Annotated in this window: 10 protein-coding genes; 4 read left to right on the top strand and 6 right to left on the bottom strand. The window is 40.2% G+C overall.

The window, feature by feature from the left end; all coding sequences use genetic code 11:
• Position 1: 1 nt before the first annotated feature.
• Together LEP1GSC062_RS06870 and guaB are read right to left on the bottom strand one after the other, a co-directional pair.
• Complete coding sequence (locus LEP1GSC062_RS06870) at positions 2–784, bottom strand: outer membrane lipoprotein-sorting protein (protein ID WP_010578021.1); 783 nt, start codon at positions 782–784, stop codon at positions 2–4.
• A 1-nt stretch (position 785) separates the two neighbouring features.
• On the bottom strand, positions 786–2,312 hold the full coding sequence (gene guaB, locus LEP1GSC062_RS06865) for an IMP dehydrogenase (protein WP_010578020.1): 1,527 nt from the start codon (positions 2,310–2,312) through the stop codon (positions 786–788).
• Positions 2,313–2,392: 80 nt separating this feature from the next.
• Between guaB and LEP1GSC062_RS06860 the strand changes: the two genes are divergently transcribed.
• Positions 2,393–3,556, top strand: a complete 1,164-nt coding sequence (locus LEP1GSC062_RS06860; protein WP_010578019.1) for a DUF1577 domain-containing protein — start codon at positions 2,393–2,395, stop codon at positions 3,554–3,556.
• A 237-nt stretch (positions 3,557–3,793) separates the two neighbouring features.
• On the opposite strand, the gene LEP1GSC062_RS06855 is transcribed toward LEP1GSC062_RS06860, so the two are convergent.
• Complete coding sequence (locus LEP1GSC062_RS06855; RefSeq protein ID WP_020983782.1) at positions 3,794–5,077, bottom strand: EAL domain-containing protein; 1,284 nt, start codon at positions 5,075–5,077, stop codon at positions 3,794–3,796.
• A gap of 107 nt (positions 5,078–5,184) precedes the next feature.
• Between LEP1GSC062_RS06855 and LEP1GSC062_RS06850 the strand changes: the two genes are divergently transcribed.
• The 3 genes from LEP1GSC062_RS06850 to LEP1GSC062_RS06840 all read left to right on the top strand — a co-directional run bounded on the left by LEP1GSC062_RS06850 (position 5,185) and on the right by LEP1GSC062_RS06840 (position 10,626).
• Positions 5,185–6,885, top strand: coding sequence for a hypothetical protein (locus LEP1GSC062_RS06850; RefSeq protein WP_020983767.1), 1,701 nt, complete (start codon positions 5,185–5,187; stop codon positions 6,883–6,885).
• Positions 6,886–6,996: 111 nt separating this feature from the next.
• A complete protein-coding gene (locus LEP1GSC062_RS06845) occupies positions 6,997–8,988 on the top strand; it encodes an O-antigen ligase family protein (RefSeq protein ID WP_020983772.1) in 1,992 nt (663 codons plus the stop codon).
• A gap of 6 nt (positions 8,989–8,994) precedes the next feature.
• Positions 8,995–10,626, top strand: coding sequence for an LA_3751/LA_3752 family putative glycosyltransferase (locus tag LEP1GSC062_RS06840; protein ID WP_010578017.1), 1,632 nt, complete (start codon positions 8,995–8,997; stop codon positions 10,624–10,626).
• A gap of 166 nt (positions 10,627–10,792) precedes the next feature.
• Here the strand turns inward: LEP1GSC062_RS06840 and LEP1GSC062_RS06835 are convergent, their stop codons facing one another.
• From LEP1GSC062_RS06835 to LEP1GSC062_RS06825, 3 genes are all read right to left on the bottom strand, one after another.
• Entirely contained in the window at positions 10,793–12,451 is a 1,659-nt protein-coding gene (locus tag LEP1GSC062_RS06835) for an outer membrane beta-barrel protein (protein ID WP_020983781.1), read from the bottom strand.
• A gap of 539 nt (positions 12,452–12,990) precedes the next feature.
• A complete protein-coding gene (locus LEP1GSC062_RS06830) occupies positions 12,991–14,289 on the bottom strand; it encodes a CCA tRNA nucleotidyltransferase (RefSeq protein WP_020983758.1) in 1,299 nt (432 codons plus the stop codon).
• Positions 14,282–14,590: a hypothetical protein gene (locus LEP1GSC062_RS06825; RefSeq protein ID WP_020983810.1), complete on the bottom strand. Its 309-nt coding sequence runs from the start codon at positions 14,588–14,590 to the stop codon at positions 14,282–14,284. Before LEP1GSC062_RS06825 ends, LEP1GSC062_RS06830 begins: the two co-directional genes overlap by 8 nt.
• Positions 14,591–14,604: the final 14 nt, after the last annotated feature.

The following is a 14,604-nucleotide window of genomic DNA, read 5'->3' as shown; positions in this document are numbered from 1 at the left end:
CTTATCGATTCAAGTTTGCAAGTTCGAACAAGGAAGAATCCGGTCTTACTTCCTTATCTATTTCCGTATATTCTAATACACTGATAGACCCAGTATTTAAGTCCAACATCTCGAGTCGGCTTGCGTATTCTTCCTTTGTAGTCTTCTGATTTTGTTTCACTTTTATGAGTCCGTATTTTATGTTCATCGTTTTGAACAATACTCCGTCTCGATCGTGAAAATCCAATCGTGTGGGTCTTAAAGAATCTAAATTCAAAAGTAGAATCAACTTGGAATAAAAATACGGTATGATCGGCTTGAGCGTAATCCTTTTGAAAGTTTGATCGGCAATTTTGAGATCGCTCTGAACGATCGGATTATAATTGGCCTGATAGGAAGCGCCGGATAGATCGATAAAACTGAATCCGGTCGCTAAGTGGGATTCGTATTTTTCCTCGTCTACTTTCCGAAATATCTTTTTGGAAAGCACGTTGAACGCATAGATCTGTTCTCCCTCATCCTTAATCAAGATCTTGTATTCAAGTCCCCTTCCCCTACTTTCAAATAAATAGAGTGTGTCCTCTTCTTTCCTGAACATGTTTACGTCCCAACTCCAGGTTTCTCCACTGCGTCGAATGAGAATTAGATTTCCTTTGATCAAACCTTGGTTGGATTTTACGAGAGCCTGATCGAGTCTGGCCACTAACTCTTGGGCGACTCTCACATTGGATCCTTGCGAATTTGTTTCTTTACTTAGTATGGTGAGAGCAAAAAAACCTACCGTAAACGCAAGAATCCGATCCAATTTATTCCGCCCTCATCGTCGGCGCACTGAAAGAATAGAGACCATGAACAGAACCTTGAGCCTGTGCGGATTCAGATCTTCTTTCAAAACGAAGCTTTCCCTCCCGAAGAGCTTTATGAATTTCAGGTATCGATTTATAACCCATGTCTTGAAAGGACAATCTAAGACCTTGGGATAAGTACGGAATGAAGTTCAAAATCGATCCTCTATCTACGACCGACCCGCTGACACCTTGGGCGACCTTCACCTTTTGACCTTCGTTAAAGTAACGTTTATCACCGCCTGCTTTCATCGCTTCGATCGACGCCATACCCCTATATTTTTTGAGACGAATTCCATTCTCATAAAAATACTCTCCGGGAGCTTCCGTGGTCCCGGCAAACATAAATCCCATCATACAGGTAGAAGCGCCAATTGCGAGAGAATTTGCGATATCACCAATATTGGAAATTCCCCCGTCCGCAATGACTGGAACATCGTATTTTGCGGCATGCTTTGCAGTTTGATAGACAGCAGTCGCCTGAGCCCGTCCAACCGCCATCGTATCCTGTGTGATACAAATGGATCCCGGGCCCATTCCAATTCGAAGCCCATCGGCACCGGCTCGGATCAAATTCTCCGCTTGTGCGCGAGTCACCACATTCCCCGCAATTATGTCCAAATTCTTAAATTCCTTCTTGATGAACTGAATCATTTCAATTTGATAATTCGAGTTTCCTTGTGCGGAATCGATGATGATTACATCGACTCCCGCTTCATAAAGCGCCGCCACCCTATCCCTGGATTCCAGAAGAGTGGAAACCGCCGCCCCACAACGAAGCCTTTTTCTTTCGTCTTTTGAAGCATCCGGAAATTCCTTATTCTTCTTTAAGTCAGAACGGCTCACAAGAGACACCAATTTTCCACCGGAATCCACAATCGGAAGTTTTCCGATCTTAGATTTCTTTATGATGTCGTTTGCATCCTGCAAAGTGATTCCCTCTTTACCAGTGATCACATTCTTAGTCATCACTTGGTCGAGAGTGATTTCTCGATTCCTCTCAAAATCAATGTCCCTATTTGTTACGATTCCGATCAGTTTGGAATTTCTTGTGCCATCTTCGGTTACCGGAATTCCCGTAAATCCTTTGTGTTCTTTAATCCAATCCAAATCTCGGATAATGTTCTTCGGTCCCAAAACCACGGGATCCGTAATGAATCCATTTTCAAAACGTTTTACCTTTTCCACAAGAGCGACTTGCTCTTCGATCGTGTTGTTGTAATGAATAATTCCGATTCCTCCCATGAGAGCCTGCGCAATCGCCATTTGGGATTCCGTTACAGTGTCCATCGGAGAACTTATAAAAGGTCTCTTTAGTCTTATATTTCGAGTTAGTCTGGTTTCAAGCTCAACTTCGGACGGATGAAAGTCGATAAATCCAGGGAGGACGAGAAAATCTCTGTACGTTAGACCGATCTGAAGACTAAATAATTCATCTCCGGACAATCCATCTAAATATTCGGAGTCGCGGTAAGTTTGGTTTGACATTCTGATTCCTTACCTAGTACATAAAAGGTAAACTGAGAAGTAAGATCAAGAGAATTTCCCCTCGTTTGCTTTGAAAAACTATGGAAACGATTCAGAGAAAAAAAAGGGAGAAGGAAACCATCTCCGACCCCACTAAAAAGTTTCACATTATCTCAAAATTTCTCGTACAAACAGATATCATCGCGCGTGTTCCTGGTTCCACAATTCAGATCATTAAAATCTTACAAGTTTCTAAAGACGCCACAAAAATACTGATCCAAACGGAAATACCAAATGCCTTTCCGTTAAACAGTCATGTCACCCTTACAAAGCTCCTTGCAAAATACGTGGAACTCAATTGCGAAGTTGTAGACGAAAGACCGAACAACCAATTGATTCTTTCCGTTTCGGATATCTCGATCGCAAGTAAAGAAAGAAGTCTCAGCCGAATCTCGCCTCCCGAAGGGGCTGTTTGGATTACAAATATCCGTACGAGCAGAACTACGATCGACGCGAATCTTTTTAACATTCCCACCTCCGTAAAGGTAAACTTTGCGGACTATGAAACGAAATTAAAATCAAAGTACGATTTTCTAAAAATCGACGTGTTCGGAACGATCGGGGACAAGTTAGATCTCGTTAAAAAAACGCGTAAAATTCTTTTTATCCCGAACACCCAAAAGGAAGAAAGTTATGCGGCCTATGATCAGGAAGGTTTTATTGACTACGCTTCCGAACTGGGAGACGCGGAAGACATTCGCAAAAAAATCATAGAATACGCAAATCAAAAAATCAAATCCGAACTGATCGTTCCCGTTATTTATTTGAGCCACGAGGAACAGGCGATCCCGATCGGATTCGTTCACGCCCAAAACCGAAATAGGGAAATCGACATTCTGGAAGTGATGGAAATTAAAACCCTCACTTTCGAAATGGTTGATCGAATCCGGGAATCCAATACAATCCTAGTCAAAGAAAGATTTCCAATCGTGAATATTTCCTCGGGAGGTCTTAAAGTTAAAATCAATCACCCGGACTTAAATCAAGATCTTACAAAAAGGGCAGGTTTTACGTTCGATATCTTTTTTAAAATGCAGGCTCCTCTCACCGCTTTCGGACTCATTCGTTCTATTACAAAGGATGTGGAGGGAAATCTTTACGTAGGCCTTTCGATCGAAGGAAATTCCTCAAGACCTGGGGAAAGAAAAAAATATATAGACAACGTCAATCGACTTCTTGCAGAAAGCGGCCAAATTCACCCCTGACCTTATAATTAACGCGAGTTCGGTATAACAAAATGCGAAAGCGATTATATGTTTCGACCCGTAGGGAGAAACATTGAGTTAAATTCCGAAGGAATTGGAGCATTATGTTGCAACCTGAAACGGCGCCCCTAGAAAGCCGTTTCACTGAGTTTAGACAGCAACACTTTAATTTCTTATTCGCCCAAACTCTCAACCGCCGAACTCACGTTAATTAGACCTCAAAAGAACTCCAAATTTCTAATATTCAATAAACTGAATATCTACGAATAATACGTTTTTGTCCGAAATTTTTTTACTATAGGTCACCAAAAGAGTTTCGTAATTGAGATCGTAATACGGATTGCTGATGATCCATTTCGCCTGAGTATTTTTCATCGACTTATAAAGCTGTTCCAGAAAATACGGTCTCCAACTCCAATTTCTTCCCACAAAAGAATGATCCACATCCACGGAAAGGTCTTCGATCTTCATGTAGTTCGGGGAAACCTGACTTCCGATAAGATTCGTAACGTAAATTCGAAACATAAAATCACTGAGGAGCCCCGGATTGCCGATTTGAATCGAACAAAGTTCTTCTTCCTCATTCACAAGAATTTCGGAAAGATCCAACTTTTCCTCCAATTCCTTTTCCAATTGAATCCGTCTCACCAACTGATTTTGTTTATGATTTAAAAAATGTTCATGTACTGCGGAAAGCCTTAGTTTTAATCCTTCCTGGCCGACCATGTTCGGAAGCGCTTCGGCAAAATAAAATCCCTGCAAAAAACGCGCGCTATAAGTTAGGGATTGAAAAAGTTCTGTTTCATTTTCGATTCCTTCAAACAAAAGAGAACAACCGAGAGATTCGGAAAGTCTCGAAATCGTAAAAAGGATTTCCTGAAAGTTTCGCGACGTAACCGAATGCCTGAGCATCTGCAGATCCACCTTCAAGATATCGGGATGAAAAATTCCGATTCGATCCAAATTGGACGAACGAGAACCCAAATCGTCGATCGCTACCAAAAAACCCTCTTCCTTGTAGCGGGAAATAAGGGGCCTTAAACTTTCAATACTTCCGTCGAAATGTTCCTCCACGATTTCAATAACGATCTTAGAAGGATCTATACCCAGCTCTTTTACAAGTCGGATCGTGTAAGAATCCATTTCCTCCTCTTCGATATGATCTCTCATGTACGCGGGAGAAATGTTTACGAATAACTTCTCTTCCGGAAATCGATTCTGATTTTTCAAAAGATGGAGAAGAGCTTTTTTACGAATAGCCCGATCGATATCTCTTTTGAGAAAGTAGATTTCTCTTCTTTCCTGAAGATCCTCCACTCCAGACATTGCATTTAAAAAGAAAGGTCCTAAAGAATGAATTTTTCCGGATTGATCCCGAAACCTTCCCAGAGTTTCATAACCGAAAATAGAATCTCTTTCCACCGACAGAATCGGTTGAAAGAAGGGAATGATCTCCCCGGATTGGAACCAGACATCCCATTCCGATTTCGTTTTTGGAAATACTTCGGTAGATTGAATCATTCAGTTACAAGTTTGTAAACGAACCCAATCTCATACAAGGAAATTCCACTAACCGTAAAAAAACAACGTATCTTTCCAACATTACTTATGGGAAAAGGAATTCAATTTTGAAACGTATCTTTTATTTCATCTTTACGATTCTGTTGATTTTATTCGGCATTATTTCCGCTTATCGGATGCGTTGGATTTCGGATGACGCGTTTATTAGTTTACGGTATGCAAAGAATTTTGCCGACGGAAAAGGATTAGTCTTTAACGAAGGGGAATTCGTGGAGGGTTATACGAATTTTTTTTGGACGATTCTATTCGTTCCATTCCATCTTTCCGATCATATCGATCCCGTAAACGCGAGTTACTTTTTTGGAATTCTCTCTTTTCTTGGAACTTGCATCTATCTGATTCTCTTTCGAAAGGAGTTCTCAAGAACGGAATTTCCATTTGCACTTTCCTGCTTCGTCTTACTCCACCACAATCGGGTTTTTGCCACCGGAGGATTGGAAACGTCATTGCACGGATTTCTATTCTTAGCCGCTTCTTATTATCTAACAAATTCCAGAACCGCCACCTTTTACAGTATACTACCCGGAATCGTTCTTTCCTCATTGAGCTGTCTTAACCGACCGGATGGACTTTTATTTCACATCCTCGTCGGAATTTATCTAATCCTAAAATTCTCCCAAGAAGTAAAATCAAATAACGCACGTTCGATACTTCTAAAACCTTCTTTTGGAATTTTTTGTATCATCTATTTATCCCCCGTCTTTTTTTATATTTGGAAATTGGAATATTATGGAAATATACTTCCTAATACTTTTTACGCGAAGTCGGGAGGAAGTGTCAATCTTCTACAAGGTCTCGTCTATCTCCGTTCCTTCTTAACGATGTATTACGGAATGATCCCGATCGTCGGATTTGTTTTCTTTTCTTTCTTTCAAACGATCCAAAAACATTTCTCTCTCACTCAGGAAAAAAAAGATTTTCGCTGGATTTTACTCGTTTTGTTTCCGATTCTTTATTCGGGTTACTATACCTGGATCGGAGGGGATTTTATGTTCTCCCGATTTTATCTTCCGATTCTTCCTATCGTTTTCGTTTGGACGGAACAAGAAATTCTTTCATTCCGAGAATCTCTTTCTAAAAGGAAAAAAATCCTGAACGTGGTGTTTTATTCGATTCCGATTTTGATTCTATTGCGCTGGGATATTTACAAAGGACTTCCACTACCGGTCGTGTCCGGAATCGCGGACGAAAATCAGATCTACAAAAGGGAATCAGTGGAACAAATCCGAAATCGGATTCTTCCCTGGAAAAAACATTTTGAGAATTCCAAAGTTCGAGTCGCCTTTACTGGTTCGGAATGTATTTTGATTTACTACTTAAATCCGATTTTGGCAATCGAAACAGAAGCGGGTCTCACCGATCCGGTAATCGCAAGGATGGAATTTAAAAATCGAGAAAGAGTCGGCCATGGAAAACCCGCTCCGTTAGAGTATCTTCGGGATAGAAACGTGCATCTTCTTCTCTATTCGAACGGGCTTCCGACCAAAACGGAGTACGACGAATTTCTCACGGGAGATTTTTCCGTACCTTGGAGGATTCTAACGTATTCACCTTCCGTAATGAAAGAACTTCTTAAAATTCCTTCGTTTCGAGCGGTGGATTTCGAATCTTATTTGGACGCTTACAAACACAAATATAAAAAACTGGATCCGATTCTTCGAAAGAAAAAACTTTCCGAATTCGATTCTTATTACTTTCGAAACGGAGAAGATAAAAATAGACGGGAATGGTATCTAAAAAATTTATAATTTTTTTTCATAACAGTCCCTCTTTTTGTCGGAAGAATCTTGATTGCTAAAATTGGGTAGCGAAGACACCCTGCATTTATTTATCATTTACAAAACCAAATAAAAAAATAAATGAGTCTGCTTCTCAACTTAAAAACGATTCCACTTGTAGTACTTACTTTTTCTCTCGCTTTGTTGTTTTTTTTCGATCCTTCGAATCCCTCTCTTTCCAGAGATTCGGTGGTATTTAGTTTTTTTGTTTGGTTTGTCTCATTAGGAATTTCGTTTCGGAAAAAGAAACTCAGAGTTCATCCTCTTTTCCTTTTGGCCTGTCTATTATTAATTGGACTTTCTACGGTCAACGGAATCAACCGGGCTCCGGTCGTCTACTTTTCCCAAAAGTTAAATTTAAAACTTCTCTATGTAGCGGCTTTGTGCCTTGTAATTTATTTATTCCTTAAAAACGTCCATCCGATCTTCCTATTTGTTCACACCGTTGCGTTTGCATGCTCCCCTCCTCTTTTTTCAAGCATCAAATCGGTTCCGCTTTTACTTTTTGTAGCCGCTTCCTTATTTTATCTTACTCCGAAAAAAATTCGGCTTCGTAAATTGTATGTCATCGTTTCCATTTCCTTCTTTGTGCTACTGATTTCGTCCTTACTTTCCTATAAATCCCAAGCGGCCCTCTTGCAACTTTGTCTTTTGTTTTCCGGAATTCTGATTTTCTTTTTGGTTTCTTCTTATCCAAATCTGTTTATTAAAAAAGGACTTCTTTTGATCCTTTCCTCAAATCTTCTTTTGAATACCATAAACTTGTTCTCCGCGGTCCACACGATCTGGCCCTTTGATTTTTTACAACCTTCTCTTTTGCTTACGTATGCGGGTTTCCCCGTGTCGTCGATCGCGGTGATATCCGCATTTTCCGCGTTAGTCGCCTTTTACACCGCGTCCCAGTACGGCCGATATTCTTGGTTTTTAATTCCGGGAGGTCTTATTGCAATTTATCTTACGTACTTCAATCATTCGCGCGCAAGTTTATTGGCTTTTGGTTTCGCAATCCTTTGTATTTTTCTTTTTCGTTGGAGTAAAAAGAAAGTTTTCTTTCGGATTTTCATTCCGGCATTTTGTCTAATTGTTCTATTCTCAGTCGGAAGCGTATTTTTCCTTCCCCAAGAAGCCGTTTCTCAGTATTTCGATCCAAAAACCCTTCTCATTCGATTTTCCCTGTGGAACTTCCACTTTCAATCGGTGCTTCAAAATTCTCCGATCTTCGGAATTGGATTGGATGCGGATTCTCTTTTGGCTCATCTGCCCGGAACACATTCAGAAAAAATCGGCTATGACGATTTTTATAAATTTCTGCATTCTTTCAGGTCTTACCCGCAAGCTCATAATCTCTACGTAGAAACGTTTACGAGTCTCGGAATTTTAGGTTCCCTCTTTTTTCTTTGGATCACCCTTTATCTTTCTCTTCTCTCCTACCGAATGTTAGTTTGCAAAAGTAAAAAGATCTCCGATATAGGGATATTCATTTCAGGAGTTCTTGTGTTTGTGGCTGTTCACGAGTTCTTCGATTACAATTTGGGGGAACAACATTTCTTCATCCCGGTAGTGCTCGCATTATCTTTGATTCGAACTCGATCCAGTTCTACGATGGGAACGTTCCATCAGAACAGTTCGTTTAAAGCCGTTTACGCAATCTCACTGATTCTTTTAGGATATCTTTCTTTTCAGTTGGTCTGGGAACAAAGACTCAGAAATCTGATCATAGTCTCCATTCAAGACGAAATAGAACTTGATAATTTTCTAATATACAAAGAAAAAAAAGTTTCCGGAAACCGTAAAAAGTTTTCTCATCCGATCGAAGAAATCACCAACAATCAAATCTGGATCCGTTCTGAAGAAAATTTAGTTCTGGCGTCCCTAATTCTTCGTAAAAGTCCGGGTCATTCGGATTTGATGGAATCCTTTTTAGATCGCTGCGTCCGAAAAAATCCTTATTCTTCCGTTTGTTGGAAAGAAAAAGTCGATGTTCTTAGAAAAAAGGATCCGAATTTAGATATCCGAAAAGAATTGGAAGAAGGAAAAAAAACGGATCCGTTCCATATCATTTTTACGGAATAAACAATAATGTTCAATCGATTGATTTCTTCTTCCTATTCTCGCTATTTCATCTACCTACTCGTTGTATTATTCCTGATCTTTAATCGTTTCAAACTCGACAATAAAGTTCCGTTCGTTTCCAGCGACTCCGAGATTAAGTATTATCAAACCATAATGTTCTTCGAAAAAGGACTCAAGGCGGTCACGAAATCGGAATGTTTCTATCCTGGAAAGGTTTACGATCCCGAATTTAGGTATTTTCCTTTCGACTATCCCTGGGCTTTTTTGAAAGAAAACGAGGATCGAAAATGTCTCTTTCAGTATCCTCCTCTATTTGCGCTTTTAAACGGAATTCCGGCATATTTTTTCGGAGCAAAAATCATTACATTGCTACCTCTTCTCTGTCTGCTCGGGTGTCTTTTGATTTTCGATAAAATTCTTTCCTTATTCATCGATAAAACCTGGGTCGTTTTGATCGGCACCTTAGTTCCCTTCACTCTCAGCTTTCCGGCTCTATCCTCGGTCGAGTTTTCGGAGGTTCCTCTCAATAATTTTCTTTTATTGTCTTTCGGATATTTTTTGATTCGTTCCCTTTTTGCGGACAAAATCACGGTTCAAAACGAAAATCTAAATTCGAATTTTAGAATATTCTCATTTGTTTCCGGGTTTTTAGCGATAGCCGCATTCTTTCTAAGAACCGAATCTGCATTTCCTGTATTCTTATTCGGTTTTCTCGCCTTTTTTTCCCAAAAAACGAGAAACAATCTTAAAGAATATTTGATCTTTTCGGTTCTTGGCGGAGTTCTTTCTTTCGGATTTATAGGCGTCTTGAATTTCTTTTATTCCGGTCATCCGATGGGAATTCGTTTTCTTGTCAGTTCACAGGACGCGATGAGTCAGTTTTCTATCGGAAAACAAATCGTAATTCTTCAAGGATATCTTTTGGGCGATGCGACCAAATCCGGATTCCTAAAAGCATCTCCTTACGCGATTTTAATCTTCGGTATTTTTTCCGATCTTATTCGCAAGAAAAAACTTTCCGGTGAGTCGATTCTCGGCCTTGTAGGAATTGGAACTCTCTTCTCAATTTCCTTTTTCAGCCCTTATACCGCCGGGGTTCATCATTTCGGGCTCCGTTATTTGGAATCCGGTTTTATCTTTTTATCCGCGGGAATCCTTATCTTTTTGTACCGAAAAAGTATCGAATTTCCAAATATCGGAAGGGTTTTGATTTTGCTGACCTCTTTGAGTTTATATTACAACTACAAATTCACAAGAGAAGGTTTTAAGATTTTATTCGGATCAATCGCACCTTATTTGCAAATACAAAATGAATTTCAATCCAAGAGAATCATCGTTCACAAGGGACAATTTACGAATTATTTAATCGGTTTTTCTTATCTAAATTCCATCCATTTCACGGTAAACACGGAAAAAGATGCGATTCAATTGGAACAGACTTTAAAAAAGAATCAAGTCGACTCGTATTCTATCTTAGAATATGAGTCAGAACCTCCTCAAGACCCGAATCTTCCCGAGAAACAATTTAAAGAAAAAATCGCGGTTCGTTTTCCGGACCCGAATCGTTTTTACAAAGTAAAAGATCAAAGGAAGATTCTGGACTTTTCCCTAAGAACTTATCAACTAGAGAAGAATTAAGGATTTTGAATATTCTAGAACCGTTCAAGAAACCGTTTCGTATCTTTCAATGAGATCCAAACTTCCCTAAAGAACAATCGTATTTGAATCGTTTTCTTTTTAAAAGAAGAAGAAGACGCTTTTTTAGAAAAAGCGCCTCTGAATACGGAAGTCTCTAATTCCAGTTTTAGAACTTAGCGACAGCTCCCAAGGTTATGCCGTATTGGTGATCCGTTTTGTCGCCCTTTTGATCCACAAATTGTTTGCCGGTCGCCCAATCTCTTCGGAGATCGAGTTTGATCAGTAGATTTTCGGTAAAATTCCAAACGGGGGTAACGGTAAAGGTTTTGTATTGTCCCGCGTTTCTGACTCCCGCGTAGTTTTTGTAATCGTCGCTCATCACTTCAAGAATTTGTTCTTTGGTAATTCCTAAGGATCCTAAATTAGCGTCCGCCGCAAAAGCCGTCGCCACCGCGTCCGCGATCGCAAGATCCGTGGCTTTTTTATATGCGCTGACGTAAGTGTTAGGTCCCATAAAGGGGTTGAGAACAGTTAAAGCACCGTTGTTGTGTTTATCGTCTATGTATTCGACGCGAACGTTCACACCCCAAGCTTCGTTGATTTTAAACTTCGCAAAGATACCGTAAGCTTTGTAAGTGGTTTTAGAATCGCGCTTGTTATTCAACCCCGAAAAAAGAGTGTCTTTGTTGAAAACTTCCGCGCCTGTTGCGTCCACATTATAACGTTTCTGATCCAAACTGTTGTTTGCAAGCGCTCCGGATTTTTCACTCCAAGTGTAATCCAAGTCGATCGTAACTCTGTCCGAAGGAGTGATGGAAAGAATAGCGTGGTTCATGAACCAATAGTCTTTATTGTATTTCGCTCTCCGAGGATTGGCGGTATTGTACATTCCCATGTTCGGATCTCCCGAAACGTTCGCCAGTTCCGTAGCCATAGCCGCTTTGGAAGGATCTACACGAGCATAAGCTCCGTCGCTGGAATAGAGAGTGTTCCAAGTAACAGAAAGTCTGTCTTCAATCAACTGACCTTTGACCTGAGTTCCGATCGCTTTTCTTTCGGTCTGACCTTCCACAAAGTAGCTTTTCCCCGCCGCATTACCGCTGTAAGTCGGATCCGTAATCACATTCAACGGAGCGGTGGTCGTAGTTGCAGGAGAATTATAACCGGTACCGCCGCCACTGTTGTAGAGATAAAAGGTTCCCGCCCATTTCTCCGTAAACTGAGTGGTCAAACGAACGCCGGTATGAATAAAGGGAATCGTATTCTGGAAGATCGCGCCTATCGAGTAATTCGGATTACTCATAGATTCAAGAACCTCATAACCAATATGAGTGGCCATCTTACCGGCGTCCAAGGTCATTCCTTTTAAAACGGGGAAATACAAACTTAAGTATGCCTGTTTGAGCATGTTGTAATTGTAAATGCTATTGCTTTGAGAATAAGGAGCTTCTTGAAATGCGTTGTTCTGACCGTTTTGGAGGTCGATCCTAAAACCCCAAGGAGAACTTTTTTCAGCGGCCTTCTGGATCGTAAGCGCTACCGCGTTGACCGCAAAGTTCTTGTTGCTTGTTTCGAAAGCACGGGTCGCATCAATGTCTCCTCCTTGTTTTGGATTGAGATTGTACATATAATACACATCAACGAACCCGGAAAATTCAACTTGATCATACCATTTCTTATCTTCCTGTTCCATCGTTTGGGAAGCAGGCGCCGGAACGACTGAAGCATCTGCTCCTGATTTTTTTCCGGCTTGAGCAAAGACCTGAGAAAAAACCAGAAAGCAGAGAACAGAAGCAATAAGGTTTATTGTTTTTATTCTCATCATTCTTCTAAATCTCCTATGCTCCTACCATGCAAAATATATGCCAATACTCCAAATCGACCATTTGACCAAAAAATAGACATTCCCTCCTTATTAAAAATATATATAATGCTCATAAAATAAAAACTCCTCCCGCGTGAGACCATTTTTTAAATCATATGCCCAATTTTTATACATAAAGAAATTCGATTTCTAGTAGAATTTTTCATTTTTATGAGACTTTAGAACGCAATGCGAAATTTTTTAGACTTTGGCGACCTCTTATTTCAAGTTCCTACACCAGAAGAATTGAAGGTGGCATTCTTAAAAAACGAGAGTTCGGCGTGATTCATTTTTCTGAATTTGAACTTTGTAAATTGATTCTTAATATGTTGGAACCACAACAAATCGCGATTTTACGAACAAATTCTAAAAGTAGGAACTCCTACTTTTAGAAAATTCTTTCTCATTTTCAACCACCGAACTCACGTTAAATACTACAAATTCAAATGTACCTACTTCGAAAGAACTCTCATCCGATTCGAATGCAGGAATAAGGATAGTTACTTGGAAAGAAGAGGAAAAAGGAAATCCTTTCGGTTTTTGTCCGGATTTTCCAGAACATGAAACAGAAGTTTTTCAAGGACGGATCCTATTTCTTTAGGAGGAAGATTCGGGCAAGCCTTGAGGATATCGCCTCCCCGTAGCGCCAATTCAGTCACAAGAAGGGCTTGAGGCCGTTCGGTCAGATCCAGAATTCTCCGAAAATCGAAAACATCCTTGAGAATGGGCTCGTAAGTATATGCAAGATTGAGAATATATTCTGTCAAAAGTTTTAGTTTTTCTCTTCCTGCGTACACACAAATCGGATGTAAAACAACCTTTCGAATCTCCGCATCGGTCAAAGATGCGTCATCTTTCCGGTTCAGCATCATAGAAAGCATATCCGAGAAAAATAGGGAATCCTTCGTGTTTTGATTGGAATATCGGAGATCTTTCATAAACTGTTTTGCCGAATTTCTATCTTGAAAACTTCCAAACAGCCAAGCATGTAAAAAAGAAAGCCTAAGACTCGAAGGGAGTACGGGAACTTCCTGGATTTTTTTTTCTACGTTCGTATTTTCCGTCGGATACAATTTGAGATTCGTAAATAATTCCAAGATTCGAAACTCCTTGAATAACCTCAAAGAAGGAGCAGGATTTTTGCTTTTGAGTGTTTTGTTTAGTTCGTCGTGAACCCTTTCTTTGGAAACCTTTGCGGTTACGTTTCTACACTGAACAATCGCCTTTGCGGTTTCCGACTCCAAAGTGAAACCGAGGCTACTTACAAAACGAATCGCGCGGATTGGGCGAAGACCGTCTTCGACAAATCTTTCGATCGGATCTCCGATCGTTCGAATGATCCTATTTTGAATGTCCTCGAGTCCCGAGTGTTCGTCGATCAGACGTTTCGTTTCCAACTCCAACGCCAAAGCATTCATCGTAAAATCTCTTCGTTTTAAATCCTCACTTAACGAAACTCCGAATTCAACGGCTTCCGGTCTTCTTCCGTCTATATAGTCCGCGTCCTTTCGGAAGGTAGTAATCTCGTAAGAACGGTCTTGTATCAGAACGGTAACCGTACCGTGTTTGATCCCCGTGGGGACCGTTCTTTTGAATAAGGTAAGAATTTTGTCGGGCAACAAAGAAGTGGCCAAATCGAATTCATTCGGTTTTTTTGAAAGCAACAAATCGCGCACAGATCCGCCGATCAGATAACATTCTCCGCCTTCTTTACGGATGGTTTGTGTTATCCGGATTATATCTTCCCGAAAGTTTTCGGGAATTTTTTTGATAAGCTCGTCCAGATCCACGTTAGTCATTTTGAATCATTTTTTTCCAGAGATTCCCATATCGATTTTTGAGAGTTCGGTTATTTTCAAGAATGATATCGATTTTCTTTTTCCATTCCGGATCCGCCGTAATTTGACTGTAAGGGAGTTCCGCTTTTTCGGATAGAATTCTATCGATTCCCTCCTCCGTCTTTTCCATAGCGAGTTGACAGAGTTCCTTTGTATCTTGCGTTTCCTTTTCAGAAAGACAAAGTAGAAGCATTTCTTCGAACTTTTCTTCTTTTTGAAGAACGATCAGCTTATCCTTCAAAGATCGGCCGCAATTCAACATCGTATAAAACAAAA

It is taken from the genome of Leptospira alexanderi serovar Manhao 3 str. L 60 (genome assembly GCF_000243815.2).
In the GTDB taxonomy this organism is placed as follows: Bacteria; Spirochaetota; Leptospiria; order Leptospirales; family Leptospiraceae; genus Leptospira; species Leptospira alexanderi.
This window is presented reverse-complemented; position numbering and strand designations above follow the sequence as displayed.